The organism is Oxalobacter formigenes, from assembly GCF_002127965.1.
GTDB classification, from domain to species: Bacteria; Pseudomonadota; Gammaproteobacteria; order Burkholderiales; family Burkholderiaceae_D; genus Oxalobacter; species Oxalobacter formigenes.
In genome coordinates this window covers 1,214,710-1,240,372 of sequence record NZ_CP018787.1, presented here as the reverse complement: position 1 = coordinate 1,240,372, position 25,663 = coordinate 1,214,710, and the positions used below count along the sequence as shown (strand labels likewise).

The 25,663-nt window shown below is 52.6% G+C and carries 30 protein-coding genes; 11 read left to right on the top strand and 19 right to left on the bottom strand.

Annotation, left to right across the window (positions count from 1 at the left end):
• Window positions 1-21 precede the first annotated feature (21 nt).
• The 3 genes from BRW83_RS05920 to BRW83_RS05910 all read left to right on the top strand — a co-directional run bounded on the left by BRW83_RS05920 (window position 22) and on the right by BRW83_RS05910 (window position 1,876).
• Entirely contained in the window at window positions 22-726 is a 705-nt protein-coding gene (locus BRW83_RS05920; RefSeq protein WP_005880758.1) for a MotA/TolQ/ExbB proton channel family protein, read from the top strand.
• A 1-nt stretch (window position 727) separates the two neighbouring features.
• Window positions 728-1,141, top strand: a complete 414-nt coding sequence (locus tag BRW83_RS05915) for an ExbD/TolR family protein (protein WP_005880759.1) — start codon at window positions 728-730, stop codon at window positions 1,139-1,141.
• Window positions 1,142-1,294: 153 nt separating this feature from the next.
• Window positions 1,295-1,876 carry a DNA-3-methyladenine glycosylase I gene (locus tag BRW83_RS05910; protein WP_036602946.1) on the top strand — a complete coding sequence of 194 codons (582 nt, stop codon included), beginning with the start codon at window positions 1,295-1,297 and terminating at the stop codon, window positions 1,874-1,876.
• A gap of 60 nt (window positions 1,877-1,936) precedes the next feature.
• On the opposite strand, the gene BRW83_RS05905 is transcribed toward BRW83_RS05910, so the two are convergent.
• The 8 genes from BRW83_RS05905 to gluQRS form a co-directional block, all read right to left on the bottom strand.
• Window positions 1,937-2,851: a uracil-DNA glycosylase gene (locus tag BRW83_RS05905; RefSeq protein WP_005880761.1), complete on the bottom strand. Its 915-nt coding sequence runs from the start codon at window positions 2,849-2,851 to the stop codon at window positions 1,937-1,939.
• Between the two features lie 10 nt (window positions 2,852-2,861).
• Complete coding sequence (rimI, locus tag BRW83_RS05900) at window positions 2,862-3,359, bottom strand: ribosomal protein S18-alanine N-acetyltransferase (RefSeq protein ID WP_050757726.1); 498 nt, start codon at window positions 3,357-3,359, stop codon at window positions 2,862-2,864.
• Complete coding sequence (gene tsaB, locus BRW83_RS05895) at window positions 3,356-4,054, bottom strand: tRNA (adenosine(37)-N6)-threonylcarbamoyltransferase complex dimerization subunit type 1 TsaB (RefSeq protein ID WP_005880762.1); 699 nt, start codon at window positions 4,052-4,054, stop codon at window positions 3,356-3,358. The genes rimI and tsaB overlap by 4 nt, the downstream gene beginning before the upstream one ends.
• 117 nt (window positions 4,055-4,171) lie before the next feature.
• A complete protein-coding gene (locus BRW83_RS05890; RefSeq protein WP_196793282.1) occupies window positions 4,172-5,350 on the bottom strand; it encodes an MFS transporter in 1,179 nt (392 codons plus the stop codon).
• Window positions 5,340-5,780 carry a MarR family winged helix-turn-helix transcriptional regulator gene (locus BRW83_RS05885; protein WP_005880764.1) on the bottom strand — a complete coding sequence of 147 codons (441 nt, stop codon included), beginning with the start codon at window positions 5,778-5,780 and terminating at the stop codon, window positions 5,340-5,342. Before BRW83_RS05885 ends, BRW83_RS05890 begins: the two co-directional genes overlap by 11 nt.
• 246 nt (window positions 5,781-6,026) lie before the next feature.
• Window positions 6,027-6,440: a CoA-binding protein gene (locus BRW83_RS05880; protein WP_005880765.1), complete on the bottom strand. Its 414-nt coding sequence runs from the start codon at window positions 6,438-6,440 to the stop codon at window positions 6,027-6,029.
• A gap of 216 nt (window positions 6,441-6,656) precedes the next feature.
• Window positions 6,657-7,070: a CoA-binding protein gene (locus BRW83_RS05875; protein ID WP_005880766.1), complete on the bottom strand. Its 414-nt coding sequence runs from the start codon at window positions 7,068-7,070 to the stop codon at window positions 6,657-6,659.
• A 19-nt stretch (window positions 7,071-7,089) separates the two neighbouring features.
• Complete coding sequence (gluQRS, locus tag BRW83_RS05870; protein WP_005880767.1) at window positions 7,090-7,986, bottom strand: tRNA glutamyl-Q(34) synthetase GluQRS; 897 nt, start codon at window positions 7,984-7,986, stop codon at window positions 7,090-7,092.
• Window positions 7,987-8,156: 170 nt separating this feature from the next.
• Between gluQRS and BRW83_RS05865 the strand changes: the two genes are divergently transcribed.
• Window positions 8,157-8,594: a thioredoxin family protein gene (locus BRW83_RS05865; protein ID WP_005880768.1), complete on the top strand. Its 438-nt coding sequence runs from the start codon at window positions 8,157-8,159 to the stop codon at window positions 8,592-8,594.
• A gap of 7 nt (window positions 8,595-8,601) precedes the next feature.
• On the opposite strand, the gene dnaQ is transcribed toward BRW83_RS05865, so the two are convergent.
• The 4 genes from dnaQ to BRW83_RS05840 form a co-directional block, all read right to left on the bottom strand.
• Window positions 8,602-9,345, bottom strand: coding sequence for a DNA polymerase III subunit epsilon (gene dnaQ, locus BRW83_RS05860; protein WP_005880769.1), 744 nt, complete (start codon window positions 9,343-9,345; stop codon window positions 8,602-8,604).
• Window positions 9,346-9,368: 23 nt separating this feature from the next.
• The gene (gene trhP / locus BRW83_RS05855) at window positions 9,369-10,712 is read right to left on the bottom strand and encodes a prephenate-dependent tRNA uridine(34) hydroxylase TrhP (protein WP_036602951.1); all 1,344 of its coding nucleotides are present in this window, start codon (window positions 10,710-10,712) and stop codon (window positions 9,369-9,371) included.
• A gap of 150 nt (window positions 10,713-10,862) precedes the next feature.
• The gene (locus BRW83_RS05850) at window positions 10,863-11,147 is read right to left on the bottom strand and encodes a hypothetical protein (protein WP_036602953.1); all 285 of its coding nucleotides are present in this window, start codon (window positions 11,145-11,147) and stop codon (window positions 10,863-10,865) included.
• Window positions 11,148-11,535: 388 nt separating this feature from the next.
• On the bottom strand, window positions 11,536-11,934 hold the full coding sequence (locus BRW83_RS05840; protein WP_145814981.1) for a DUF2589 domain-containing protein: 399 nt from the start codon (window positions 11,932-11,934) through the stop codon (window positions 11,536-11,538).
• A 181-nt stretch (window positions 11,935-12,115) separates the two neighbouring features.
• Between BRW83_RS05840 and BRW83_RS05835 the strand changes: the two genes are divergently transcribed.
• The 7 genes from BRW83_RS05835 (at window position 12,116) to BRW83_RS05805 (ending at window position 19,924) form a co-directional block, all read left to right on the top strand.
• The gene (locus BRW83_RS05835; RefSeq protein WP_005880772.1) at window positions 12,116-12,577 is read left to right on the top strand and encodes a MarR family winged helix-turn-helix transcriptional regulator; all 462 of its coding nucleotides are present in this window, start codon (window positions 12,116-12,118) and stop codon (window positions 12,575-12,577) included.
• Window positions 12,574-14,679, top strand: coding sequence for an FUSC family protein (locus tag BRW83_RS05830; protein ID WP_145814982.1), 2,106 nt, complete (start codon window positions 12,574-12,576; stop codon window positions 14,677-14,679). The genes BRW83_RS05835 and BRW83_RS05830 overlap by 4 nt, the downstream gene beginning before the upstream one ends.
• 144 nt (window positions 14,680-14,823) lie before the next feature.
• Complete coding sequence (locus BRW83_RS05825; protein ID WP_005880774.1) at window positions 14,824-15,264, top strand: MarR family winged helix-turn-helix transcriptional regulator; 441 nt, start codon at window positions 14,824-14,826, stop codon at window positions 15,262-15,264.
• 6 nt (window positions 15,265-15,270) lie between these two features.
• Entirely contained in the window at window positions 15,271-17,337 is a 2,067-nt protein-coding gene (locus BRW83_RS05820; RefSeq protein WP_081442199.1) for an FUSC family protein, read from the top strand.
• Window positions 17,334-17,543, top strand: coding sequence for a DUF1656 domain-containing protein (locus BRW83_RS05815; RefSeq protein WP_005880776.1), 210 nt, complete (start codon window positions 17,334-17,336; stop codon window positions 17,541-17,543). The genes BRW83_RS05820 and BRW83_RS05815 overlap by 4 nt, the downstream gene beginning before the upstream one ends.
• 2 nt (window positions 17,544-17,545) lie before the next feature.
• Window positions 17,546-18,457 (top strand): efflux RND transporter periplasmic adaptor subunit, encoded by a 912-nt coding sequence (locus BRW83_RS05810; protein ID WP_036602955.1) that lies wholly within the window; start codon window positions 17,546-17,548, stop codon window positions 18,455-18,457.
• Window positions 18,458-18,466: 9 nt separating this feature from the next.
• Window positions 18,467-19,924, top strand: a complete 1,458-nt coding sequence (locus BRW83_RS05805) for a TolC family protein (RefSeq protein ID WP_005880778.1) — start codon at window positions 18,467-18,469, stop codon at window positions 19,922-19,924.
• Between the two features lie 148 nt (window positions 19,925-20,072).
• Here BRW83_RS05805 and BRW83_RS05800 read toward each other — a convergent pair whose 3' ends face one another.
• The 7 genes from BRW83_RS05800 to BRW83_RS05770 are packed head-to-tail and all read right to left on the bottom strand — an operon-like array spanning window position 20,073 to window position 25,663.
• Window positions 20,073-21,446 (bottom strand): phage tail protein, encoded by a 1,374-nt coding sequence (locus BRW83_RS05800; protein WP_005880779.1) that lies wholly within the window; start codon window positions 21,444-21,446, stop codon window positions 20,073-20,075.
• A gap of 22 nt (window positions 21,447-21,468) precedes the next feature.
• The gene (locus tag BRW83_RS05795) at window positions 21,469-22,149 is read right to left on the bottom strand and encodes a DUF2612 domain-containing protein (protein WP_005880780.1); all 681 of its coding nucleotides are present in this window, start codon (window positions 22,147-22,149) and stop codon (window positions 21,469-21,471) included.
• Entirely contained in the window at window positions 22,146-23,321 is a 1,176-nt protein-coding gene (locus BRW83_RS05790) for a baseplate J/gp47 family protein (protein ID WP_005880781.1), read from the bottom strand. Before BRW83_RS05790 ends, BRW83_RS05795 begins: the two co-directional genes overlap by 4 nt.
• Window positions 23,318-23,674 (bottom strand): contractile injection system sheath initiator, encoded by a 357-nt coding sequence (locus BRW83_RS05785; protein WP_005880782.1) that lies wholly within the window; start codon window positions 23,672-23,674, stop codon window positions 23,318-23,320. The genes BRW83_RS05790 and BRW83_RS05785 overlap by 4 nt, the downstream gene beginning before the upstream one ends.
• Window positions 23,675-23,679: 5 nt before the next feature.
• Window positions 23,680-24,405, bottom strand: a complete 726-nt coding sequence (locus tag BRW83_RS05780) for a phage baseplate assembly protein V (protein WP_005880783.1) — start codon at window positions 24,403-24,405, stop codon at window positions 23,680-23,682.
• The gene (locus BRW83_RS05775; protein ID WP_005880784.1) at window positions 24,402-25,352 is read right to left on the bottom strand and encodes a phage protein; all 951 of its coding nucleotides are present in this window, start codon (window positions 25,350-25,352) and stop codon (window positions 24,402-24,404) included. Before BRW83_RS05775 ends, BRW83_RS05780 begins: the two co-directional genes overlap by 4 nt.
• Window positions 25,349-25,663 carry a phage baseplate plug family protein gene (locus tag BRW83_RS05770; protein ID WP_005880785.1) on the bottom strand — a complete coding sequence of 105 codons (315 nt, stop codon included), beginning with the start codon at window positions 25,661-25,663 and terminating at the stop codon, window positions 25,349-25,351. The genes BRW83_RS05775 and BRW83_RS05770 overlap by 4 nt, the downstream gene beginning before the upstream one ends.

The following is a 25,663-nucleotide window of genomic DNA, read 5'->3' as shown; positions in this document are numbered from 1 at the left end:
ACAGGAACGGAATACACAAGAATGGAAAACAATCCCTACGGCATCATGGCACTCTGGAATCAGGGCGGCTGGATCATCAAATTCGTTGCCCTGCTCCTTCTCGTCATGTCGGTGGCATCCTGGACAATCATCGCATTACGGGCATGGCGTGCCTGGAAGCTGTACGGCCTATCAAAAGAGATTGCCGCCTTCTGGAAAGCGCCCACATTTGCAAAAGGGCTGGAAAGCCTGAAAACCGTGCCCGACGACAATCCCTTTCATGCACTTGCCGCTGAAGGCTTGCAGGCCGCCAGTCTGCATCAGGCTGGCGAACAGAATTTGCAGTCGAAGATCGGCCTTCCCGAATGGCTCACCGAAAGCCTGAGAGGCTCGATCGACGACAGTACCGCCAAAATGCAGAGCGGACTTTCCATACTGGCCTCCATCGGTGCGACAGCCCCGTTTATCGGCCTGTTCGGCACGGTCTGGGGAATTTATCACGCATTGGTCTCTATCGGCATTTCAGGACAGGCATCCATCGACAAGATCGCCGGTCCTGTCGGCGAGTCGCTGATCATGACCGCACTCGGGCTGGCAGTCGCCATTCCCGCCGTTCTGGGATACAACGCCCTTATCCGGATCAACCGCCGGCTTGTCGGTCAACTGAACCGTTTTGCACGCCAGCTTTACGCTTACTTCCTGACAGGCACGCCTGCCGTGTCCAATACTTCAGACAGGGAGGCATGAGATGGCTTTCGGCGGAGGTCTGAACGATCAGGAAGACGTCATGAGCGAAATCAACGTCACCCCTCTGGTGGACGTCATGCTCGTGCTGCTGGTGATTTTCATTTTGACGGTGCCGGTGCTGACCCACTCCGTCAAGGTCGATTTGCCGCAGACACAAAAGCTCAATACGGCAGTCGATCCGAAATCCATTTCCATTTCGGTCGCCAGTGACGGCTCAGTTTACTGGAACAGCAAGCGCATCGATAATGCGCAGCTCGAAACGATGCTTGCCGAAGTGGCGGCGCAAGAACAGCAAACGGAAATCCGGCTTTACGGCGACAGGCGCGTCGCTTATGAAGAAGTCGTCAAAATCATGGCGGCCGCCCAGCGGGCCGGAATCGAAAAACTCGGGTTCGTGACCCAGCCACAGCCATGATAAACAGAATATACTGTTCTTGTCCTTTCATTCTTGTATGTGAAGATCGGTACAGGAAGACACGACAAGGCTTTGGTCTTGTGTGAGTATGAGTGTGGGACGCCCTGGCGTCGTCAGCATGGGTTTTCGAACCCGGGATAAAAAAGTCGTCTTATGAAAAACGGGAATATGGACAAAATCAAACGTTGCGCATGGGTACCGGAAAATAACCCTCTCTATCAAAAATATCACGATGAAGAATGGGGCGTGCCTGTGCACGACGACAGGACGCATTTCGAGTTTTTGATACTGGAAGGCGCGCAGGCCGGATTGAGCTGGGAAACTGTCTTGAAGAAAAGAGAAGGCTACCGGAAAGCCTTTCATGACTTTGACGTTGAAAAATGCGCCAGACTGAGCGATGAAGAGCTGGAAGAAAAGCTTCAAAACCCCGAAATCATCAGAAACAGATTAAAAGTATTCTCTGTTAGGAAAAATGCCAGGGTATTTATCGATATACAAAAGGAATTCGGCAGTTTTGACAAGTATATCTGGAGTTTTGTCGGTGGAATCCCCATTTGCAAGCATCGACAATCCATTTCGGAAATTCCTGCAACGTCTCCCGAAAGCGATCAATTATCGAAGGATTTGAAAAAACGCGGAATGACGTTTGTGGGTTCCACGATTATCTATGCCCACATGCAGGCAACCGGACTGGTCAACGACCACACAAGGGACTGTTTCCGGTTTAAAGAATAAAAAAGGCAGCCAATGGGTACGGGCTGCCTTTTTCAGATGAAAACGGAATCCGCTTTTGTCTCAGCTTTCCTTTTTCACTTCCTCATCATAAATGTCCATTGCCGTACACAGATCCTGCCATGCCTGTTTCTTGCCGCCCGGAGTACGCAGCAAGTACGAGGGGTGATACGTCACGATGAGCGGAATCCGGCGACCGGCAACCCTGAATACATGCGTCTTGTTGCGAAGAGAGCCAAGCGTGACTTCGCGGCCGGTATTCAACAAGGCACAGGCTGCGGTCTTGCCAAGCGCAACCATGATTTTCGGCTTGATCAGATCGATTTGGCGTTCCAGATACGGCATACAAAAAGCGGCTTCCTCTTCCGTCGGCTGACGGTCTTTCGCGAACTCATTTGTGGCACGGCACTTGACGACGTTGGCGATGTAAACATTCTCGCCCCGCTTCATGTGCATGGCGGCCATCATGGCATCGAGCAAATGTCCGGAACGGCCGACGAATGGCTCACCCTGCTGGTCTTCATGAAAACCCGGGCCTTCACCGACGAAGAGCCAGCCTGCATGTTGATCCCCGACTCCGGGAACGACCTTGTTTCGTGACTTGCAGAGATGGCAGCGTTCGCAATGGTTGATTTCATGCAGTAACCCGTCCCAAGTATCGCCTCCTGCCGGAATAGTTGCCGGGGAAGATACAGGCACACCGGTTTCAGGTGAGACATCCATTTCAGAAGGTATGGGTGGAAAATCATCGGCAAACGCTTCCACCGGCAACGTTTCCGGAAACGGAATATCAGAACTGTCGCCTGCAACAGTCGGGACCGGTGACACTTTCACCTCTTCCTGTACCCTGACAGACACAAGCTTTTCAGCAGGCTCCTCACCAGATTCATCACCAGCCTGCAGCGCGCGCGACGACCAGACAGTAATCCCCATCTCTTCCAGATATTTTTTGCGCGTGGTTTCGTCCAGTTCACTCATCACATAGTCCTCACAGCATCAGCCTCATGACGAGGGCATCTTCTTTCGGATCGACGTAATACCCCTTCCTTACGCCAATGGTTGCAAATCCCGTTTTCCTGTACAGCCCGACCGCCGGTTCATTGGTCGACCTGACTTCCAGCAATACCGATTCCATCTCCGCTTCGCGTGCGACTTCGACAGCCTTGTCCATCAAGAGGCGTCCGTAACCCTGTCCATGAAAATTCTCATCGACGGCAATTTTCAACAAATGCATTTCATCGACGATTTCCTGCAGAATGAAATAGCCGATCAGTTTGCCCGTCTCGTTTCGCATGACCCAGCCATCGTCTTCCTGCGCGACCGAACTCATGAAATTGCGGTAATTCCAGTGATAGGAGAAGACGCTTTGCTCGATAAAATAGACTTCGTGCAAATCCTTGATCAGCATCGGCTCGAACTTCAGCATTTCGACAGTCTTACCGCCGTCAGCCTCTGCCGGAAGCGTATTATTTCCTTCTTCGCTCATTCGCCTTTTTCCTTCAGCGCCAGCCGTTCGGCCGTTTTCAGGGCTACCTTGTTCCGGAGGTAAAGCGGTTCGATATCGGCCGCCCTGATCGTTTCACCACGCAAAAAGCGTTCCTTGCCGAGAATGGCAATCGCTTGTGCATGCGGGATGATATCGGGATACTGCGGGTTTTCCCCGACGACTGTCTTCAGATCATCGGCATAGGCGGTCAGGCCATTGCCGCAAAAGGCAGGATGCCCGACAGGCATAACGTCAGCTGCCGCAGAAAGGGATGGTTCGACAATCGTTTTCCAGCATCCGTTTTCATACTGGTACTCTCCCCAATACACTTCATGCATTCGGGCGTCCAGCAGAGACAGAACCGTGTCGGTTCCGTATTTCCGGCGGCAGGATTCGGCCATCGCTTCCAGAGTCACCACAGCAACGACTGGAATCGATGCGCCGAAGGACAGGCCCTGTGCAATGCCGCACGCCGTACGCAAACCGGTAAACGAACCCGGACCGCAGCCGAAAGCGATGGCATCGACGTCTTTTATTTCAATTTCTTCCTCTTTCAGCAACTGCTGCAACATCGGCAGTGAAGACAAGGAATGCGTGGAAAAACCTTCACTGGAAAGTGAACGAAGCTTTTCCCCACGCAAAAGCGCGACGGAAGCCACGTCGGAAGAGGTATCTATAGCTATGATGGTCAACATGATTCCTTATTGTACCGTGTGCGCCTGATTTTTCAGACATTTCGGCTTTGTGTGGCATCAGCTGTCTGTAAAAATTTCCTTCATTGTGGCGGCATCGCCTCAACCGGATAATCCTGATCAGTCATGCAGCCAGCGCGACGTGACACTGACGAAAATCATGAGTGCCGCGACAATGCCGAAAACGACATACAGGCTTGTCGCATGGGCGATGAACCCCATCATGGCAGGTCCGACCAGCAGACCCAGATAGCCCAGTGTCGTCACGGATGAAATGGCCTGCGGGACCGGCATCTTTTTCTGTCTGGACGCAATCGTGAATAAAAGCGGGATCAGGTTTGCCGCGCCGAGCCCGACGACGACAAAACCGGCAAAAGCGATCCACGCCGACGGCGCTTCCATCACAATAACGAAGCCGATGGCTGCGATAATGCCACTTGATGTCATCACCTTGCGAATACCAAGCCATTCGACGAGCCGGTCGCCGAAAAGGCGTCCGATCGAGATCGCCACCGAAAAGATGGCGAACGACAACCCTGCCGTATCCGCCGATATGGATTTGGTCGTCGTCATGAAAAGCGCCCCCCAGTCGAGAACGACGCCGTCCCCCATGTACATGATGAAACACAGGACACCCAGCATGAGAATGCTGCCCTTCGGGAGTGAAAAGGATTTCCTGTTTTTCGATTCGTGACCATACGGAAACAGGTAACGGGCCATTATCAGCAGGCCTGCAATCAGGCTGATGGTCAGACATAAAATCGCCGACAAGGGAGTCAAGCCCAGATTCAACAGAGCGGAAATAATCAGCGCGCCGAAAAAACCGCCTACGCTATACATGCCATGCAAACCCGACATCATGCTGCGCTTGCGTTCCTTTTCGACCAGAATGGCCTGAATGTTCATTCCGACATCGACGACTCCAGACGATGCGCCGAACATGAAAAGCGAAAGACCGAATGCCCAGGGAGAGGAAACAAAAGCCAGTCCGATCAGTGACAGCATGAATACTGTCGTAGACACAACCAGCGTTTTGCGGCAACCGTACTTGCCGGTCAGCCAGCCTGCAAAGGGCATCGAAATGATCGCCCCGGTTCCGACGAGCAGGAGCAGCAAACCCAGTTCTGCCTCATTGACGCCAAGCCTCGCCTTGGCAAACGGCACGAGCACTGCCCAGGCGGAAATCGCCAGCCCCAGCGCCAGAAAAATGAATCGTGTCGCATGGCCGTGACCCGTTGTCGTGCCAGCCGCTTTTTCCGGACTGATAGCCATGTCCGTATCCATTCCTTCAGTCGCCATGCATCAACCTGCTTTTCAGTCGGCCGACGATATCGGCATAAATCTCGTTGAAAGCCGCCATCTTTTCAGGGGAAATTTCCCTGACGATGACATTTTCATGGACAGCCAGCTCCTTCAATATGCCGACAATCGTTTCATGCCCCTTTTCAGTCAGTGACAGGTTCACCCGGCGGCGATCGGTCTGGCTGCGCACGCGCACAATCAGGCCATTCTTTTCCATCTGGTCCAGAAGGCTTGTCATCGTCTGCCTTGGAATGAACAGCGAATCGGAAATCATCGCCGGTTCGATATCGTCTTTCGCACGCAAAATCATGTCTAAAATGAGAAGCCAGGAATAGGAAATGCCACGCTTCTTGCACCATTCGGCATAAATCCGGTTCTCAATTTGTGCCAGCGAAAAGTGCCGGTAATAAAGTTCATCAGTGATCATGGTTTGCCATCCGGAAAAAGTTCCATTTTAAAATCCGAAAAGAGATTATCCGATTTCGGATTAGTTGGCAAGCGACAGAACCTTGCTTCAGGGATTTTTTTATGGAGATCTGAACAGATATTGAAAGACGAAAGGAGTATTGGCGCCAGAACAACCCTGTCATTTCAATGGCATCGGGAAATACCGCTGGAAAACAATGATGATAATTCCCCGCAAATGCCAGGCCGGTTTGCAGGGAATTACTGATTATGGAAGACGATTGTGCTCACGCATCGTGCACAGGTTTTGCACGACTTTCATGCCTGCGTCCGAAGCGATTTTGACCGCTTCTTCATTTTTGATACCCTTTTGCATCCACAGCACTTTTGCGCCGATGGCAACGGCATCCCTTGCAATGTCAGGGATGAACTCCGACCGGCGGAAACAATCGACCATATCGACCTTTTCATCCTTCGGGATATCCAGCAATGAGGAATAACACTTTTCCTTCAGGCCCCATTTCAGATTGGGATTGACGGGAATGATCTTGTAACCGACGCTCTTCAGATAATCGGCGACGAAATAACCGGCTTTCCCCGGATCGTCCGAAAAACCGACGATAGCGATGGTCTTGCAGTCTTTCATGATTTGTTTGATGCCTTCCGGGTCTTCTACCAGCATGATTTTTCTCCTGATGTGTCCGACATGAGCTTTTTTGAAAAAGCCGGAAAATCGGGTCTTTTATTGTCGCCGTTTACCAAAGGCCGATAATTGATTTTTATCTGGAAACCGTATCAGGCGCACCTTCCATTTCGCAGGGTCCTGTCTGAAAAACGGCAGGGATTCAAACGAAGCGATCCCTCGACGGAACCGCTTCATTGTCCCGTTTACCTGACATTATTTCAGAAACAATTCGGTATATTGTTCCAGCATGCAGCGGTCGGAAACGACTTTCAGGCCTGCGTCGGAAGCGATTTTGGCGGCTTCTTCACTTTCGATGCCCTTTTGCATCCACAGGACTTTCGCGCCGATGGCAACGGCGTCCCGTGCGATTTCCGGCATGGCTTCGGCACGGCGGAAACAATCGACGATATCCACCGGAAACGGAATGTCTTTCAGGCTGGCATACGCTTTTTCACCCAGCCCTTCGGAAATGGTCGGATTGACCGGAACAATCTGATAGCCGTGTTCTTTCAAAAACTTCGGAACGTAATGTCCACCCTTGTTTTCATCAGTCGAAAATCCGACGATGGCAACGACGTGGTTTTTCTGAAGAATGTCTTTGATGCCTGCTTCGTCTTTAACGATCATTTTTTTCTCCTGGTTTTCATTAAATCGGGGTTTTTATCGTTTGTGTTTTGGGTGCAATATTTATTGACCAGTTCATTATGGCCCAGTTCCATAAATCCTGCAGGGCGAAGTCATCTTTTTCTGGAGCAAGATTGAGAAAACGCATTGCCGCCCCGAGCATCGTGACCGGATCGGCGAAATCGACAGGCGCGGCACGCGTCTGTTTGGAGAGCTTTTCCCCGTTTTCATTCACGACCAGCGGCAAATGCGCATAAACCGGTACAGGCCGCCCCATACATTCATAAAGCCAGATCTGGCGCGGCGTTGAAGCCAGCAAATCGGCACCCCGTACGATATGATTGATGCCCTGCTCATCATCATCGACCACTACGGCAAGCTGATAGGCAAACAGGCCGTCTGCTCGCAAGAGGACGAAATCGCCAACGTCTTTTTCCAGATTCTGCTCTTGACGTCCCTGTATAGAATCGTCAAAACCGATCGTCTTGTCCGGTACGCGCAAGCGCCATGCCCTTGCCGTTTTCCCTTCATGCAAACCGTTGCGGCACGTTCCCGGATAGATGGGAGCCCCATCGATACCGACAGCGGAATCGGCAATTTCCCGTCGGGTACAGGCACAACCGTAGACCAGTCCTTTCCTTTTCAGTTCATCAAAAGCGGCGCGATAGGCATCGATCCGGTCTGTCTGACGGATAACCGGGCCATCCCATTCAAAACCGAAGGCTTCAAGGGTTTTCAGGATCGAGGTTTCATATTCCGGATGGCAGCGGGTTTCATCGATGTCTTCGATACGGACGACCCACTCGCCATAATTGGCTTTTGCATCGAGATAACTGCCGACCGCGGCAACCAGTGAACCGAAATGCAATTCACCCGTCGGTGAAGGGGCGAAACGTCCACGATAGATTGGTTTTTCCAAGACCCGTTTCCTTCAGAGATCGGTTATTGTTACGCCAAAGCCTTGTATTCAAGTCGTTTTTTGCGCAGACACAAGGAAAGGGAAAAATAAAACCGCCGGAAAGTGGCGTTTTTATCCGACCTTGGCTAAAATGGCATCCCCAAGTTTACCGCTTTGTTTCAAGAGTTGCCATGCCGTCGTTTATTCCTTTAAAAGAAGCGGATTATTCCCTTCTCAATACGACACTGACAGAAGATTCATGGATCGTTGCCTGCTTTTGCGCGCAATGGTGCGGGGCTTGTCGCGCCTACAAACCGCTATTCAAAACATTCGCGGAAAAATACCCTGACATCGTTTTCCTCTGGATCGATATCGAGGATCATGCCGATCTGCTCGACGATCTGGATATCGAAAACTTCCCGAGCCTGTTGATCCAGTATGGCGACATCGTCAATTTCTTCGGCTGCGTACACCCCGACATCGGTCTGGCTGAACGCCTTCTGAAAAGCCAGACAGACATCGGTATCGACGAAATGAAACGCCTTGCCAACAGCAATGAAGAACACGCATGCTGGCAAAAGGAAGTCAACATCCGCACTCTCTTGAGGAAGGCCGTCGAAACCGCCTGATTTCCCCTTATTTCGCCGGTTCTGCCTCAAGCGCCCCGTCAGCGGTCACCGGTTCCGTTCGCCAGACGCATGGCGCGCCCTTGTTGGATTTTTCGATATCGTCCAGGACTTCCTCGTGCCTTGCGAGTTCTTCTTCTGTCGCGGCGAGTACCACGATGTGGATGTTGGACAGGGGTGCCGCCTTGGCTGCCGCTTCTTCCTCTTCAATCGACATCCCCCCGATTTCCAGTGTTTCCTGACCACGCGTCATCGCCAGATAGACTTCCGCCAGCAATTCCGAGTCAAGCAGCGCACCGTGAAGGGTTCGGTGCGCGTTGGAGATTTCGAAACGTTCGCACAGGGCATCCAGTGAATTTCTGCGCCCCGGAAACATGTCACGTGCCTTGACCAGACTGTCCGTTATGCACTCGGCAATTTCCTCGACCTTAGGCATACCCAGCCGCGCCAGTTCGGCATTCAGAAAACCGATATCGAACGGGGCATTGTGGATAATGAGTTCAGCCCCCCGGATATAGTCGCAGAACGCCTGTGCAATTTCGGCAAATTTGGGCTTGTCGGAGAGAAACTCCGTCGTCAATCCATGAACCGCCAGCGCATCCGGATGAGAATCACGTTCCGGATTGATGTATTGGTGAAAATGATTCTCGGTGACGTGGCGGGAAAGCACTTCCACACAACCGATTTCAATGATCCGGTCGCCATTATTGGCGTAAAGGCCGGTCGTTTCGGTATCGAGTACGATTTGTCTCATAAATCCGTTCTGCTCTTTTCTCTTTACAGTCTTCTTGCGATAAACGCGCCCTTGTATCGGTCTTCCAGAGGAATCCTGACGCGATGCCCGCTGCCGGGCGCGACATCGACCGCAGTGCCCTCTTCGTTCTGCATGTTCTTCAAAGGCAGCACGGCATTGCCATCCGGATGATACACCTCCAGTGTATCGCCAACGGCAAACCGGTTCTTGACGAGAACGGTAGCCCAGCCATTTTGCGCCTCGATAATGTCGCCGACATAATGGCTGTTGTTCAGCTCGGAAGCGCCTGTCATGTAATTCTGGTAATCCTGCGTATGGTGACGCTGGTAGAAGCCATCCGTATAACCCCGGTTGGCAAGGCTCTGCAAGGCGCCCAGCAATGTCGTGTCGAATGGCCGGCCTGCCACTGCGTCGTCAATCGCCTTGCGATACACCTGAGCGGTACGCGCCACATAATAAATCGATTTTGTCCGGCCTTCGATCTTCAGGGAATTCACGCCGATTCTGACAAGCCGTTCGATATGCTCGACCGCGCGCAAATCCTTTGAATTCAGGATATACGTGCCGTGTTCGTCTTCCATGATCGGCAAGAGCTGACCGGGACGCTTGCCTTCCTCGATCATATAAACCCGGTCGGCCGCCGGATGGCGCGGCATGTTTCCCATCGCCGAAGGCAACGTCTGGGCCTGTTCCATAATCTGTGCCATATCGAGTGGCAACACGTCGCCGCAAGCATTTTCTTCAGCATTCGTGATCTTGTAATTCCACCGGCACGAATTGGTGCACGTCCCCTGATTGGAATCGCGATGATTGAAATAACCGGAAAGCAGACAGCGTCCCGAATAAGCGACGCACAAGGCACCATGGACGAACACTTCCAGTTCCATATCCGGGCATTTTTGCCGGATTTCGCTAACCTCATCCAGCGACAACTCACGCGACAGAATCACGCGGGTCAGGCCCATGCGTTCCCAGAATTTCACGTCCGCCCAGTTGATCGCATTCGCCTGCACCGACAGATGCACCGGCACTTCCGGCCATTTGTCCCGAACCATCATGATCAGGCCCGGATCGGCCATGATCAGCGCATCCGGCTTCATGTCGATAACCGGAGCCATATCGTCCAGATAGGTTTTCAGCTTGGAATTATGGGCGTAGATATTGCTGGCGACGTAGAACTGCTTGCCGCGGCGATGCGCTTCGTCGATCCCTTCTTTCAGCGCCTCGTATGTGGAAAACTCGTTGTTTCTGGCCCGAAGGCTGTAACGGGGCTGACCGGCATAAACGGCATCCGCGCCGAAATCATACGCAGCGCGCATCTTTTCGACAGAACCGGCTGGCAATAAAAGTTCGGGTGAAAAAGGCATGACAGAATTCACAAAGGCAAAACGGCATTATAACGAATGCATCGCTTCTCTTCACCTCATACCCATTTAAAAACCGGATTTGCACGATAACTGGCAAAATCCGGTTTTCCTGAATCGGTGTGATGGGGGCAAATTTTCGCCCTGCTTCTTTTATTTCTGTTGAATCTTCTTTTCCTGCGCTGAAGGATTCACCGCTTTTTGCTGGTCTAAAGCATTGTCGCAACGCCTGATTTCTTCACGGCGTGACGGCGGCCATTGCGATTCGGGATGACGTTCCAGATATTTTTCGACCGGCGTCAACTGGCATGGTTCGCCACTATTGCTACCGGGAGTTTTCCCATCGGCAGCCTGAACCTGTCCATGAACGAAAAACAGGGCAACAGTAAAAAACAGGCCTGTCTTGAGGCATCTGGTGAAAACGGACTGGCTGTTCATGATTTTTCTCCCTGCAAAACAACATAAGGTCAAGAATAATCGAAACGGCAATTTCCTGTTGGAAAAAGATAAAAAGTTACAAATAAGGAAAGATTTTCAGCCATCCTGATCTTTACAGCCCTTCATTTTTCCATTACTTTTTCAACGGTTTTTCTTCATTGTGTTCAGCATCGTTTTTTGTCGGCTGAACCGGCTGTTGCAACATATCGGCTACCTTCGTCGATCCTTCCGGCATGCCATCGGAAAAAGGCCCGTACTGAACAGAAACATGACATTCTTCCGGATGATGTGAAGGTGGTATTCTTTCCGTCCAAATGGAAGTGGCGCCACTGACTGAAGCTGAAACACCGCCCACTTTTGCCTAAAGCATCATCCCGTTGTTTACCGGTCAATATTTCCTTTCACTATCCTGCTTCCTGACTGCTGCGTGTTCCGAATACGATTTCACATCCATGTCAAAGTTGACGTCAATGTCTTCGATAGCCGGTGACGGTATGGGAACAATGGCAAGCAAAGGCACTTGCAGGCTCACTTCCTTTTCAGCGGGGTCATCTGATTCATCCGCTCCCTTTTTGCGAAACGTAACAGTAGCTGTTTTGATTTTACCTGAACAAGAACTCTCCAACCCGACTGTCCGGATGAATTCCGCCGTCGTTTCAGCCAGTTTCGCTTGCGCATCGGACGCTGCTTTCAGAGGGCTTCCGATCAATGATTGCATGGGAAGCCCGTCAAATTGCAGGCCAGTTTTATTTTTCTCATCCGTCATGACATCCTCCAGAACTCTCATATAAAAAGGATGCAGCCAATCCTTTTTTTTTGCAACACGGTTTTTCAAAAACTCAAAAATAATCCATATATATCAATGCATTGAAAATCCGGAAAATTGTGGCCAGCTTATTTTTAATTGACAACATACTTCGCATGCGAATAATATGCGTCAGAACCATTTTTTACACGAATAAAGAATCATGTCTACAAACGACCGTTCCCTGATGGAACTGATGATCACGATGACGCAGGTATCGCGTTCCTACAAGGCTGCCTGTGACAAGGTTGCCGCGCAATATGGATTGACCCAGGCCGTCGCATGGCCGATCGTCGCCATCAGCCGGATGGGAGATGGCGTCCGTCCCGGTGTCATCGCCGACGCCGTCGGTATCGAGCCCTCTTCCGTTGTCCGGCTCATCGACCTGCTTGCCGATTCCGGCCTGATCGAGCGCAGGAGCGACACCAACGACCGTCGCGCAAAACTGATCTTTCTCACTCCTGAAGGCCATAAAAAAGTGAAACAGATCGAGGCGGCTCTTATTCCCTTGCGTCGCGAATTATTACAAGGCCTGACGGAAGAGGAACTGGATACCTGCATGCACGTGTTCAAAACACTGGGTACATCCATCGAACGACAAAAAAAATCCGTAAAAGCAGCATGATCGCAATGCCTGACCGGGAAGCATGGATCTTTTCCCTTAAAAGCTTCATTGGTGCCATGCTGGCACTGTATCTGTCCTTTCGGCTTGGATTGCCGCGTCCGTTCTGGGCACCGCTGACCGCATATGTCGTCGCCCAGCCGATTGCCGGAGCGGTCAGATCGAAAGCCCTTTACCGGGTCATCGGCACGTTTATCGGCGCGCTGGCAACGGTCATTTTCATCCCGACTTTCATCAATTATTCCGTATTGATGTGTCTGGTTTTCGGTGTATGGATCGGTTTCTGTCTTTACGTGTCGATGCTCGACCGGACTCCCCGGGCTTATGCCTTCATGCTGTCGGGTTACTCCGTCGCCCTGATCGCGCTTCCATCGCTTATTGACGTTTCCAACCTGTCCATATCGTCCATTTACGATGTCGCACTTGCCCGCGTCGAGGAAATCACGCTCGGGATTACCTGTTCCGCCCTCGTGCACAGTCTTGTCTTCCCGAAAGGGGTCGGCAATATCGTGCTCACACGGCTTGATCAGGCCTTAAAAGACGCACAGCAATGGGTCCGCAGTGTCCTGACCGAATCGACAATCGATCCAGACAATCCCGTCGATCTGAACAAGCTTGCGCAGATCATCACGGAACTGCGCATGATGTCCACCCATTTGCCGTTCGATACCTCGAATTTGCGCTGGACGGCCAACATAGTCCGTGCCCTGCAGGACAGGCTCTCGGCACTGGTTCCCATCCTCTCGACGATTGAAGACCGGCTGGGCGTCCTTCGAAACAGCAATACCGGGATGCTCTCGCGTGAATGGCAAAAACTGATGGACGACATTGCCGACTGGGCGGCAATCGGAGTCGAAAACGAACCTGGCAACGCCATTCGTCTGAGAAAACGTATCGATAACGCCACTCCGGTCATCAGTGCCGATTCCCATTGGGAAGACATGCTGCTCGCCAATCTTGCGGCGGAACTTTACCGGCTCGTGGACATTTGTGAAGACTGCTTCGACCTTCGCCGGCAAATCAATATCGGCCTGTCCGGTGCCATGCCGCCAGCCGAGCCCCGCAAGCCAAAGGTTTCGACAACGAGCCTGCACGTGGATCGCCGCCTCGCGCTCTCGTCAGCGTTCGCCGCCATGATGGCGACTTCCCTGTCGTGCCTGTTCTGGGTCATTTCCGGATGGCCGATGGGCTTTTGTGCCCCGATGATGGCAGGCATGTACAGCATGTTCTTCGCCACGATGGACAATCCGGTTCCCATCCTCAAGGTTCAGCTTTTTTACACCCTCCTCTCCACTCCGGTAGCCGGGTTGTATCTCCTGTTGTTCCTGCCTTCCGCGCACAGTTTCGAAATGATGATGCTGGTCTTCGCACCTTTCCTGCTGTGGTTTGGAACTTATCTCTCAAAACCGGCGACCATGATCAAGGTCATCCCGTTCATGTTCACCACGCTGGCGACCCTGACCATGTTCGACATGGGATCGGCCAACATGACTTCCTTCATCAATTCACAAGTCAGTCAGGCTATCGGTGCCGGTATGGCCGTTCTGTTCACCGCCCTTTTTCGCATCGCCAACATCGAAGCGATCACGCGGCGGCTGGTCAAAACCATGTGGACAGACATTTCACGTCTGGGAAAAGCCATCAGGGCACCCTCCGTGATGGAAGTGTCCGTCAGAATGGTCGACGGTATCAGCCTGCTCGCTCCCCGTCTGGCGCTCGCCCGTAAAAATGGTGTCGCAAGCGAACCCGGTTATCTTTCCGCCATGAATATCCTTTCTGACTTGCGGGTCGGGCTGAACATGACGCGCCTGTTGCGTCTGATGCCGAAACTGCAGCGTCAGGGTATCCCCGTCCATCCGGTTCTGGAAAATCTGTCCGCCTTTTATGAAGACCGCATGAAAGACGATTCAGGAAAAGACGTTCCGGTCCTGCTGGACAAAATCGATACAACGCTCTATCAGCTGGCACGCAGCCATCACAATGTCCAGCAAAACGACGCCATCGCTGCACTGGCGGGCATCCGTCGCGACCTGTTTCCGGACGCACTGCCTTATTCACCATTGACCGCCTCGCAAAAAGAAAATGGCTACGGGAAAGCGGCATAAACAGACCTGGAAAAGAAAAAAATATCGTGAAAGATACAAAAACATGCATAAGTACCCACTAAAACCAAAAATGCTATTGACATGAATAGTTGAAAGATTAATATTTACGGTTTCAAATATTTTACATGCAAACTATTTAACGACATGAAAGAAAAAGATCAGTTACTGATGACACTTACCGGGACCCTTTCCCGGGTCGCACGCGCCTACAAGACCGCCGCCGACAAGGTGGCCGCACAATACGGACTTTCACAGGCCACCGCATGGCCAGCCGTTGTCATCAGCCGGATGGGAGATCGTGTCAGGCCCGGAGAAGTGGCCGAAGCAATGGGGCTGGACCCTTCTTCGGTCGTTCGGGTCATTGACCAGCTGATTTCAGCCAAACTCTTGAGCCGTGAGGAAGATGCCAACGACCGGCGCGCGCGTCTTTTGACCCTGACCGAAAATGGCCGTGAACGTGTTCGCCAGATTGGTGAGGCGATGACGCCTTTCCGTCGGGAACTGTTCAGGGATATTGAACAGCAAGAACTGGAAACCTGCCTGAAAGTGCTGGAAAAACTGGGCCAGTCGATCAAACTGTACTGATGGAAAATGCTTAAAGACTACCTGCAAAAACCGACATGGGGAGAGCTCCTTTTTGGAGTGAAATGTTTCCTTGCGGCCATGCTGGCACTCTACATTGCATTAAGACTGGGTCTGCCCCGCCCCTTCTGGGCACCCATGGCAACCTGTATCGTTTCCCAGTCCATGGCGGGCAGTGTTTACGTACGCGGCATGTCACGCCTTGTAGGAACCCTCTTTGGGACGGTCGCCTCCATCTTTCTGCTAATCGCGTTCGTGAACTACACTGTACTGCTGTGCTTTCTGATCGCTCTCTGGGTCGGCGTCTGCATGTACTTTTCGATGCTGAAACGGACGACGGACGCCTACGTCTACACCGTCGCCGGTTTTACCGTACCGGTCATCATCTTCAGTGTACTGGGTGACATCAATTTCATCAATGTGCAGTACATCACGGATATGGCAATCGCCCGTGCTGAAGAAACCGGCATCGGTTTTGTCTCGGCCATCCTGATTCATAGCCTCATTTTTCCACGTCATGTCGGCTCTACCGTCATCAATCAGATGGATGCCGTCAGGAAAGACATCCGTCAATGGATAACCACCATCCTGAAAGACAACACACCGCTGGGAAATGCTCCCAGACTGAATGCTGCCCGCATCCTTACCGATTTGCGTGTCCTGTCCGCCAACCTTCCCCATGACACTTCCAACGAAAAATGGGCCGTTGCGAATATCCGGCTGCTACAGGATCGCCTGACTGTCGTGATCCCTCTGATCACCTCAATCGAGGACAGCGTCATGGAACTGAAGAAAGCCGGGAAACTCCCGGAGTACTGGGAATACCTGCTCGACAATATCGCCAGCTGGTTAGAAGAGGACAATCCCACTCCGGAAAGCGCCCAGTGGTTACGTGAACGGATTAGGCATGGCTTGCCTGAAATCACCCAAAGCTCTTCATGGGACGAAGTCCTGATCGTTCATCTGGCAAACAATCTCGAAAAACTGGTCACCTCCCGTGAAAATTGTGCCGACCAGCGTCGCACCATCGATGACTGCCTGAAAGGCAAGGCACCGGCAGCGCCAAAAACCATACCTGTCTCGCTCAACCAGCTGACCAAAGACCGCCATCTGGCCCTGCTCGTCTCTGCCTCGGCTATTTTTTCCATCATGCTGGCGTCGCTCTTCTGGGTGGCGAGCGGATGGAACGCCGGTTTTTGTGCCCCGATGATGACGAGTATTTTTTACCTTTCCTTCATCCGAAACGATAATTCCGTCGCCGCCCTGAAGAAAGTGCTTCTCTTTACGATTTATTCGCTTTTGCCCGCAGGTTTTTACCTGCTCGTCGTCATGTACAGCACGCATTCCTTTGAATCGCTCATGCTGCTTTTCGCCCCCATTGTCATCATCGGAGGCATTTTCATGGCCCGTCCGGCAACCGCTTTCGGCACGACCATCTTCATGATGGGCATCTGGTCCACAACGACCATGTACGATCTGGATATGGCGAACGCCACCTCTTTCATGAACGGTCAGGTTTTCGCGCAATGTATCGGTATCACGATGGCTCTCATATCCGCCATGGTATTCCGTTCGTTCGATGCGGAATGGACGACGAAACGACTGCTTGCCAGTGTCAGTGATGAAATTTCACGGTTGGCGAAATCCGCCAGAACGCCACCGCCGGTCATCCAGACCTCGGTTCGCATGATCGACCGCCTCTCCGTTATCGCCCCCCGACTTTCAGGACTGGGCTCCGGAAAGGATAACGCCATTGCCAGCCTTTTCGGGCAAATGCGCATCGGTGTCAACATCGTTTACCTGATGCATATGCGCTCCCGTCTGGAACGAAACGGCATCGATATCGCCCCGCTTTTAAAGGTCATCTCCGACTGGTTCGGCAAGCGTTCGCATGAACCGTCCGAACAGGATGCCATGCTCGAACAAATCGACGACATGCTGCAATCGGTCTGCAACATGCCTTCCCGCATCCGGCAAAATTCGGCCATCGCTGCCCTGACCGGCATCCGGCGCGACCTGTTTCCCGATGCCTCACCCTATTATCCCCAAACTCTGGTTTTCAAGGAGGCTGTATGACTGGAGAATTCAGTTTCTTCGGCATGTATTTTCCCGTGCTGATGCTCACCTCGCTGATTGCGCTTGTCGCAACACGATTGATCAGCCTTTTTCTGGCCCGCAAGGGTTTTTACCGCCACATCTGGCATCCGCCCCTTTTCGATGTCGCCCTCTTTTTCGTCGTACTCGGTCTTTTAGTGACTTTATACAAATTCGGCAGGTTTTAACTATGTTCTCAAAAATATCCCTGAACGTTCTCAGACGTTACCTGATCACCATACTGGTTGTCCTTGTGGCTCTCTTCATTGGATGGCGGCTCTGGATTCATTATGAAAACGATCCCTGGACACGCGACGGGCGTATCAAGGCCGACGTCGTTCAGGTCGCTCCGGACGTGACCGGTCAGGTCGTGAAAATTAACGTCAAAGACAACCAGCAGGTCAATGTCGGCGACGTGCTCTTCGAAATCGACCCTGCGCGTTTCGATCTTGCATTGAGACAGGCCAAAGCCGCCGAAGAAGCCGCCAAGGTCACGCTGGCACAGGCGATCCGTGAATCCAACCGCAACCGGGAACTGAAAGACCTCGTCGCTGCCGAAGTGACCGAACAGGGCCAGTCCCGCGTGGAAGAAGCGCGCGCAGCCCTCTTGCAGGCCGTTGTCAACCGCGACAAGGCCCAGCTTGACCTCGACCGGACAAAAGTGCTTGCCGCCGTCGACGGTACCGTCACCAATCTCGACCTGCGTACAGGCTCCTACGTCACCGCCAGCAAGCCCGTCATGGCGCTCGTTGACCGACACTCCTACTATGCAGAAGGCTATTTCGAGGAAACCAAGCTGCCGAACATCGAAGAAGGCAACCGTGCCACGATCAAGCTCATGAGCAGCGACACGGTACTGGAAGGCCATGTCCAAAGTGTTTCTCGCGGTATTGCTGACCGCGAGCGCACCACAGGCAGCAATCTTCTCCAGAACATCAATCCGGCCTTCAACTGGGTTCGCCTCGTCCAGCGCATTCCGGTTCGCGTTGAATTCGACAATCTGCCCAAAGACACAAAACTTGTCGCGGGACAGACGGTCACCATCGAGGTATTCCCTTCCGAAAACGTGAAAGTCGCCACTAACGACAAGACTGCGAAATAAGGATAAGCCATGCGTTTCAAACCATTTATTGCGAAACTGGCTCCACTGTTCGTTTGTGTCGGCATGGTCGGCTGTACGACAGTCGGTCCGGACTATAAAATCCCGGAAAACGCCGATATCAACAAACCGGGCGCAGCCGAACCTTTCGCTGCTGCACAGGAAAAAGTGTTCAAATCCGATGCCCTGCCGGATCACTGGTGGAAACTGTACGACGATCCCGTTTTGAATTCACTGATCGAAAAATCGCTATCGAACAACACCGACCTGCGCGTCGCATCCGCCAATCTGGCGCGTGCCCGCGCCGCTCTGGAAGAAGCCGCTATGGGAACTATTCCGCAAGTCTCCGTTTCCGCCGAACCGGCTTTCGGCCGCTCCTCGGCCGCTTCCCACGGATTCGGCAATCGCTTTTCCGACGCATGGAAATTCGACGGTGGCCTGAACGTCTCCTACCAGCTCGACCTCTTTGGCCAGATTGCGCGTGGCATCGAAGCCGCGTCAGCCGATACCGACGCTGCACAGGCTGCCCTGGACGTCACCCGCATCACCGTCGCTGCCGATACCGCCAAGGCCTATGCCGACGCCTGCTCCTCCGCCCAGCGCATCGGTATTGCCGAGCACTCGGCCGAACTGCAAAGACAGTTTCTGGACACCACCCAACAGCTGACGCGTGGTGGACGGGGAACGGCAATGGACGTTTCCCGTGCCCGTGCCCAATATGAATCCCTGCGGGCTGCCGTACCACCCTTGCAGGCACAACAGAAAATCGCCCTATACAAACTGGCTGTTTTGACGGGAGAACTCCCCAACGCACTGGTCGCCACTATCGGACAATGCAAAACAGCGCCAAAACTCTCGCAAGCCATTCCAGTCGGCGATGGAGCCGCCCTGTTGAAACGCCGTCCCGACATCCGTCAGGCCGAACGCAAACTGGCCGCGACCAGTGCCCGAATCGGCGTCGCGACGGCGGACCTGTACCCGAAAATCAACCTTGGACTCTCTGGAGGCTTTACCGGACGGATGAACGGCTTCGACCAGAACAACGGATACCGCTGGAGTATAGGCCCGCTCATTTCATGGACCATCCCAGACACGGGAACCGCCCGCAGCCGGATCAAACAGGCCAAAGCCGAACATCAGGCCGCCTTTGCACGTTTTGATGCCTCCGTATTGAATGCCTTGAAAGAAACCGAAAGCGCCCTGACCAGCTACGCCCGTGAACTCGACCGGAACGCCCTTCTGAAAGCCGCCCGCGACCAGAGTGCACTGGCCGCCGATCAGGCTCATCGCCTCTACAAACACGGCCGTATCGACTTTCTGGCGACACTGGACGCCGAACGGACGCTTGCCAACGACGAAAGCGCCTACGCCGCATCCAGTGCCAAACTCGTTAACGACCAGATCGGCGTCTTTCTGGCTTTAGGCGGGGGATGGGAACAGACTCCACCTGTCACACAGGCGAAAAATTGACGGGATATCCTGTAAATATCCCTTGATTGAGTGTTTTTTGAGTGAACTGGCTCTGCCGCGAAAACCGGCCTTCCTTCCCCGGTTTTCGCTGTAGCCAGATTCATTTGAATACCAGAATGTTCAACGTGAACAAACCGATTTTTCCGGTTTATGCACTCTGACCGCATCCATACCATCGGCAATCACTGGTATAACCGGCATTATAAGTCTGAGCAGACGTAACACTATAATTAAAAAAAGTCATGGTGCTAAGCCATGTAACTTCATTCAATTTTGCGCCGTTACACTTGATTAGGGTATATGAAGTATCAGCAAACGGCACTGGAAAAGTTAAGGTGTAATCGGCATTTTGAATGACAGGCAACACACCTCCCTGTTCCACCCAGCCATCCGACCATTTTCTATACCAGTTCGTTCCATCGTTATAGGTTTTGGTGACATGTTTATGAGTGGCCACCTCATTGGCCAGTCCGGTAATGTCGATCAGGCCGGGATTGGTGGCCACATCGAAGGCTTTGATACATGGAAGTAAGATTAATGCAGGCGGCTGGACAGTGTTTGAGGCGCCATAGATTGGGTTGGAACGTGATGCATTAAATGTTAATGTATTAGAATTTAGATAACTACTCGCCGCCCAATGAAACCCTGTTCCAGATGTCGAATATGCTCCTGATGGAGAGCCAACTTGTGGAGAATAAAATCCTCCTTCAATATTCGGCAACCCCGCTTCAAACTTCTGTCCAGGAGTATTGCCACCCTGCGCAAACCGGTCGATCAGATCAGGCAAATTGAAAGTCGTCGAGCCATCTCCTTCACCGAATGTGGTTCCGATAGCGGAAAACAGTTCCGGGTACGTTTCGCGACCGACTTCCGCACCATCCGCTTTCAGATAGCCTGCAGGAGGAGTCGTCATGGCAAAGTAAGCGACAGTCCCAATCGGCACTGCACTACTCTGCTGCGCAACAATCCCTTTCGCCGGATTCTGCAAGACCCATTTATCCAGCGCCGTATCATATTGCATTTCCAGCCAATGTCCGGCTCCTGCGATATCCCCCTCCGTCAGACTAAGGTTATTACCCTTGACCACCGGTTTGGCTTCCATTTCATCTGCCTTGAAAGTCGGCGTTTTGGTCTTGTTACTGTCTGCCGCCCGGACATGCACCAGCATCCCGTTTTTCAACGCTCCGATTGTCGGTGTAAAACTGGCAGTCAGGGCATCGCTTGTTCCATCCGCTTCAGCGATCAACAGGCTTGAAACAGCACTCAATGCCGTTTCAAAATTGGCTTTCATGGTCTGGATATTGCCGTCATCCCGCATATCCTTCCCGCTTTTTTCTGCCGTAAACTCTGCTACCGCAGCCGTAATGGACGTTGCCTGCCGGATCGCCTTGTTCACTTCTGCCGATCGTGCCAGACCGGTTCTGAAACCGGCCCGAATGATTTCGGACTGTTCATAATCCGCCTGATCCTGAACGTTTGCGTCGGCAGTCGCTGCAAACGGTTTGAATTCATTAATTGCCATCTATTTCTGCTCCTTTACTTCCTTATTCTTCCTCGACCTTGTGCATTTCACCCCAGACGCCTTCGTCGAAACCGGCGAAATATTCGTTTTCCACGTCGAATGCGAAAAGCGGCCCGTCTTCGGTTGCCGTAATGTAATAATCGATACGAACGCCGCCCGGTTTGACGTCCAGATACCCCTTGGTCAAGAGTTCCAGCAGGATCGGCGTCGGGCGTTTGCCGGACAGGCCGATGGTCATCGTCATGTCCTGATTGTCGTTCGCGCTGGCATACGTCCCGATCTTCTCGTTGAATACGATGGACAAAACGTCGTCCAGTGTGTCATTTGTCCCGTCCCAGCTGTTGGCGGCAATCTTGGCCTTGATGACGAGCCTGTAAAATTCATCGTCAAGCGAGACCATGCCTTCCGATGGATCGTAATCGTCTTTCCACACGCCTTCATCGAAACCGACTTCATCCTCGTCAAAGGCGAAATAAACACCTTCCAGAGGGGTTTTCAGTTTCCGGCTGACGCCGACCCGCTCCCCGACGGCATCCAGCTGGACACCGACAGCCGTATCGATATCGAATTCAAGTGGCAGTGTTTCCGCTGCTGACCTGAGTTCGGCAAATGGCTGGGTGCTTTCATAAATTGCCTGCACAAAGCGTTCCAGATCGACATAATGGCCAGCGAGGCGCCCCGTATATTTGTTCGCGTCACTCATGATTGGATGACCAGTTCAACGGAAGCGGGATCGCAGGCTGCCCGTTCGTTGAACCGGATCGCAATGTCGGATTGGCCAAAGGTTTCGCCATCCGCCGAGGTTTCGACCGACACCAGCTTGTAAGTGGCCAGATCGGCCGATCCGTTCAGGCTGGCGGGCAGATAAAGACGCGTCAACATCAGCGACTCGCCAATCGCAAGACCGTCGATAAAATCAGCCACCGTTTTTCTGATACGTTCCCCAATACCGGTTTCATACCCGGTCAGGGGAACAATCGTGACTTTTGCACTGATCGCTTTTCTGACCGAGCGTGAAAAACTGATGTTGTGGACAACATCGTAGCGGTCGAATACCTGCTGGCTGGTATTGCCATACGTCCCGGTTCCCGGCCCTTTTTTCCGGAAAATGGCGTCCGCAATTGCCTGTGTATCGCCTCCGTCGGCAATAATCGCAATCGAATGCGGTGGGATGCCGTTCGAATCTGTTCTGGACGTATCGTTATCGATACCGGAAATGGCAGAAACTCCGTCGATCGCCGCCACCGACGCGAGAATGCCCTCAAAAACGCTTCTCGACGGTAACGCGACCGACTGTTTCTGGCGTGCCCGCAACTGGGCATCCGTCTCGACCGCCTGCCCGAGAGCAGCGGCCGCCGGATTGGAAACCGTTTGCCATCCCAGCGTCGGCGTCATGATTTTCGTGACGGTTCCCGGCAAGGCTTCGATGGCGCCTTCTTTCGAACAAATCGCGGTGACCGTGATTTCCCCCTGCGGCGGAATCACGACGGTATCCGGCAACTTCCAGCGGTTGCCGTTTTCATCCTCGACAATCCCTCCGGAAATGGTCGACCCCGCTTGCCCGATGCACCTAAGATCGACACTGGAAAAGCTGGCCCTGTTCCGGCTGATGCCGTTTGTCCTGACGATACTGGACAATGCCGCCCCGCTGGCCGTGGAAGGCGCGTACCCGGTGTAAGACGCCGTCAGCGCCGCATTGGCGTCATTGATAGCCGAGGCGACAATACCGAGCCACTGGCCGTCTGCCGTATCGTTGTCGAGATTGATGTCCTGCCCGTAAATTGCGCGGAATTTCTTCTGCAATTCAGCCAGGACTTCTGAATAAGTGGGCGCAAGCACCCCCTTATCCGTAATAGTTGCAATGAGTGCTGTCATCCAAGCGCTCCTTTCACTGTAGTTGTGCCGTATTCGGTATCCAGAGTCACGCTGACTTTCAGCTTTCTGGAATCCGGATCGAGCGTACTTTCGTATTGCACGATTTGTGTAACCCCGGGTGTCCCGAGAATACGGCTTTTGATAGCGACGTCATAAAGCAGCCGCTTGTGTTCGCCCAGAATACTGTCGGCGTAAGGTGTACCGTCCGACACATCGGTAAACCATTCGCCGGTTTTCAGTTTCAGGCGTGTCATCACATTTTGCCCGACCGCTTCCGGCGAATCCGCCAGATAGTCGAGCCGTCCCCTGCCGAAAGCGACCTCGCCATCAGCATTCAGTTTTCTGACTTTCATAGTGTTTATACCGGTGTTGAAGTGGTGCCGCCACCAGAGGTGACACCACCGTGTTTATGTTGACTCAGGCTGATCCCGTTCGCGCTGACATCCCCGTTGACAGAAACATTGCCCGTCATGGCTGTATTGCCGCCGCTTTGTGTCACTGTTCCCGTAATCGTGACGTTTCCCGTCAAATGGATATCCGGCGCTTCAATGGAAACCAGACTGGATGTTTTTGCCCTGATATTTTTGCTGCCCGGATCGATTTCGACAAAAGCGACCCCGTCATCGCTTCGCAACTGGACAGCTGTTGTGCTGATATTGCCGATCTTTTTTGCCTGCGACATCGGTCCGACCATAACAAACCCGTCGGATAAATCGTGCATGCGTGACTCCATCGGCAGCTGGATACCTCCAGATTGCCACCATGCATCGATGCAACGTGCCGAAAAAACGACCAGACATTCATCACCCGCCTTGACCGGAAAAGTCAGCGTACAGCCGCCCCCGCGTGGAAATACGACCGGACAATCCAGTAACAGAGGCAATTTGGCGGCCTGCTTTTCTCCGTCCGGTCTGGTCACCATCGCCTTGATGGCGGGTTGAACAACTGCCGTCACGGCACTGGCGTCAAAAGATTGCACAATACCCGGCAAGGCAGTCCATATCCCGGCTTGTGCTCCTGTCAGCGCCGTTCGTACCGTCGATTCCAGCGAAGAACTTCTTTCATAATCCTCGAATGCCATCATTTCTCCTTTTTGGCTGTAGCCGATGAACCCGTTTTACTGGGATTGGCCGCCACACAATTCATTTCCGAATACCAGGCTTTGCCATAAGTATCACCTTTATGCGTCAGGGAAATGACCTTGTAGACACCATCGACATCGAATGTGTCGTTCTGCTTTTGTGTGGTTTTCTTTTTGTTGTCTTCTTTTTTCTGCGAACCATACGACTCGTCATAAAAAATGGAATCATTCTCTATCTCCAAAGTCGTATCCAGACGGATCTCGGGACGAAGAAGAGAAGTCACCTTCAGGCCATCGATACTCATTTCCGGCGTACCGACAAGCCCGGTACGTTCGTTCAGGAGAAATGGCTTGCCGGGAAAAGTCTCTTTTACCGGGACACATGCCAGTCCGGTATCGAGATAACTGTATTGCAGTTGATGTGTCCTGCAAAACGTCGTCATGGCATCCTTCGCCGGACAAAACAAGACCTTTCCTCTGGCCAGTTTTGTCTGTGCCAGTTCCGGTACATAACCCTTTTCCACTCCATAACGCGCATATTCCGACAAAATCGCCTGATGCACATCCACAGGCGACGCGCCGGCAGGCAAACTGGCATTCACCACCGCATAGGAATGCGCCTGATCGGCTGTCGATGCCAGAATAATGAGACAGGTATCGTTACCGGATTCCGCCTTTGTCCGGTAACGCTGAATCAGATCACCCTGAAAAATGATGGCGTGATTACTTTCATATCCCGCCTCAAGAATGACTTTTTGCCCTTCCTGCCTGATTCTCGACACCGTTTCACTGTTGACGTTGTAAATCCGGATATTGGCAGAGCGCGGCTCTCCTTTCAGGGATTGGCTGATGGTAAAAGACACCCTGAACGCCGAAAAATCGATTGCCTTTGTGTTTTCCTTGCCCTCGGCAATCGTCAGACGGCAATATCGCTTGTACAGAACGCTCATGATGCCATCCAGTACAACTGAACTTTCGATCCCATTTCGTCATAAGCCGGATCACGGCTGGTCTCACCATCGAGCGAAACCGTCAGAGCTCCCAACCCGAGATGAGCGTGCTCTTCCAGTATATTTCTGCCCGAGCGCAGCGGAATTCCCGTAATCAGATCCAGACCTTCGTTATCGAACAGGTCGATAAACCAGCCTCCCCCCTCTGCCTCACGCCATACCAGACGAATCTGCAAGGTGTTTTCGCCAAGCCTGATCGAGAATTTCTGTGCACCGGAAGAAAGTGGAATTTCAAAAACGTCCTCTGACAT

Bases quoted from the DNA above. Each gene is read 5' to 3' on its own strand.
- BRW83_RS05920 (WP_005880758.1), top strand. From the start codon at position 22: ATGGAAAACAATCCCTACGGCATCATGGCACTCTGGAATCAGGGCGGC.
- BRW83_RS05915 (WP_005880759.1), top strand. From the start codon at position 728: ATGGCTTTCGGCGGAGGTCTGAACGATCAGGAAGACGTCATGAGCGAA.
- BRW83_RS05910 (WP_036602946.1), top strand. From the start codon at position 1,295: ATGAAAAACGGGAATATGGACAAAATCAAACGTTGCGCATGGGTACCG.
- BRW83_RS05905 (WP_005880761.1), bottom strand. From the start codon at position 2,851: ATGAGTGAACTGGACGAAACCACGCGCAAAAAATATCTGGAAGAGATG.
- rimI (WP_050757726.1), bottom strand. From the start codon at position 3,359: ATGAGCGAAGAAGGAAATAATACGCTTCCGGCAGAGGCTGACGGCGGT.
- tsaB (WP_005880762.1), bottom strand. From the start codon at position 4,054: ATGTTGACCATCATAGCTATAGATACCTCTTCCGACGTGGCTTCCGTC.
- BRW83_RS05890 (WP_196793282.1), bottom strand. From the start codon at position 5,350: ATGGCGACTGAAGGAATGGATACGGACATGGCTATCAGTCCGGAAAAA.
- BRW83_RS05885 (WP_005880764.1), bottom strand. From the start codon at position 5,780: ATGATCACTGATGAACTTTATTACCGGCACTTTTCGCTGGCACAAATT.
- BRW83_RS05880 (WP_005880765.1), bottom strand. From the start codon at position 6,440: ATGCTGGTAGAAGACCCGGAAGGCATCAAACAAATCATGAAAGACTGC.
- BRW83_RS05875 (WP_005880766.1), bottom strand. From the start codon at position 7,070: ATGATCGTTAAAGACGAAGCAGGCATCAAAGACATTCTTCAGAAAAAC.
- BRW83_RS05865 (WP_005880768.1), top strand. From the start codon at position 8,157: ATGCCGTCGTTTATTCCTTTAAAAGAAGCGGATTATTCCCTTCTCAAT.
- dnaQ (WP_005880769.1), bottom strand. From the start codon at position 9,345: ATGAGACAAATCGTACTCGATACCGAAACGACCGGCCTTTACGCCAAT.
- trhP (WP_036602951.1), bottom strand. From the start codon at position 10,712: ATGCCTTTTTCACCCGAACTTTTATTGCCAGCCGGTTCTGTCGAAAAG.
- BRW83_RS05850 (WP_036602953.1), bottom strand. From the start codon at position 11,147: ATGAACAGCCAGTCCGTTTTCACCAGATGCCTCAAGACAGGCCTGTTT.
- BRW83_RS05840 (WP_145814981.1), bottom strand. From the start codon at position 11,934: ATGAGAGTTCTGGAGGATGTCATGACGGATGAGAAAAATAAAACTGGC.
- BRW83_RS05835 (WP_005880772.1), top strand. From the start codon at position 12,116: ATGTCTACAAACGACCGTTCCCTGATGGAACTGATGATCACGATGACG.
- BRW83_RS05830 (WP_145814982.1), top strand. From the start codon at position 12,574: ATGATCGCAATGCCTGACCGGGAAGCATGGATCTTTTCCCTTAAAAGC.
- BRW83_RS05825 (WP_005880774.1), top strand. From the start codon at position 14,824: ATGAAAGAAAAAGATCAGTTACTGATGACACTTACCGGGACCCTTTCC.
- BRW83_RS05820 (WP_081442199.1), top strand. From the start codon at position 15,271: ATGCTTAAAGACTACCTGCAAAAACCGACATGGGGAGAGCTCCTTTTT.
- BRW83_RS05815 (WP_005880776.1), top strand. From the start codon at position 17,334: ATGACTGGAGAATTCAGTTTCTTCGGCATGTATTTTCCCGTGCTGATG.
- BRW83_RS05810 (WP_036602955.1), top strand. From the start codon at position 17,546: ATGTTCTCAAAAATATCCCTGAACGTTCTCAGACGTTACCTGATCACC.
- BRW83_RS05805 (WP_005880778.1), top strand. From the start codon at position 18,467: ATGCGTTTCAAACCATTTATTGCGAAACTGGCTCCACTGTTCGTTTGT.
- BRW83_RS05800 (WP_005880779.1), bottom strand. From the start codon at position 21,446: ATGGCAATTAATGAATTCAAACCGTTTGCAGCGACTGCCGACGCAAAC.
- BRW83_RS05795 (WP_005880780.1), bottom strand. From the start codon at position 22,149: ATGAGTGACGCGAACAAATATACGGGGCGCCTCGCTGGCCATTATGTC.
- BRW83_RS05790 (WP_005880781.1), bottom strand. From the start codon at position 23,321: ATGACAGCACTCATTGCAACTATTACGGATAAGGGGGTGCTTGCGCCC.
- BRW83_RS05785 (WP_005880782.1), bottom strand. From the start codon at position 23,674: ATGAAAGTCAGAAAACTGAATGCTGATGGCGAGGTCGCTTTCGGCAGG.
- BRW83_RS05780 (WP_005880783.1), bottom strand. From the start codon at position 24,405: ATGATGGCATTCGAGGATTATGAAAGAAGTTCTTCGCTGGAATCGACG.
- BRW83_RS05775 (WP_005880784.1), bottom strand. From the start codon at position 25,352: ATGAGCGTTCTGTACAAGCGATATTGCCGTCTGACGATTGCCGAGGGC.
- BRW83_RS05770 (WP_005880785.1), bottom strand. From the start codon at position 25,663: ATGTCAGAGGACGTTTTTGAAATTCCACTTTCTTCCGGTGCACAGAAA.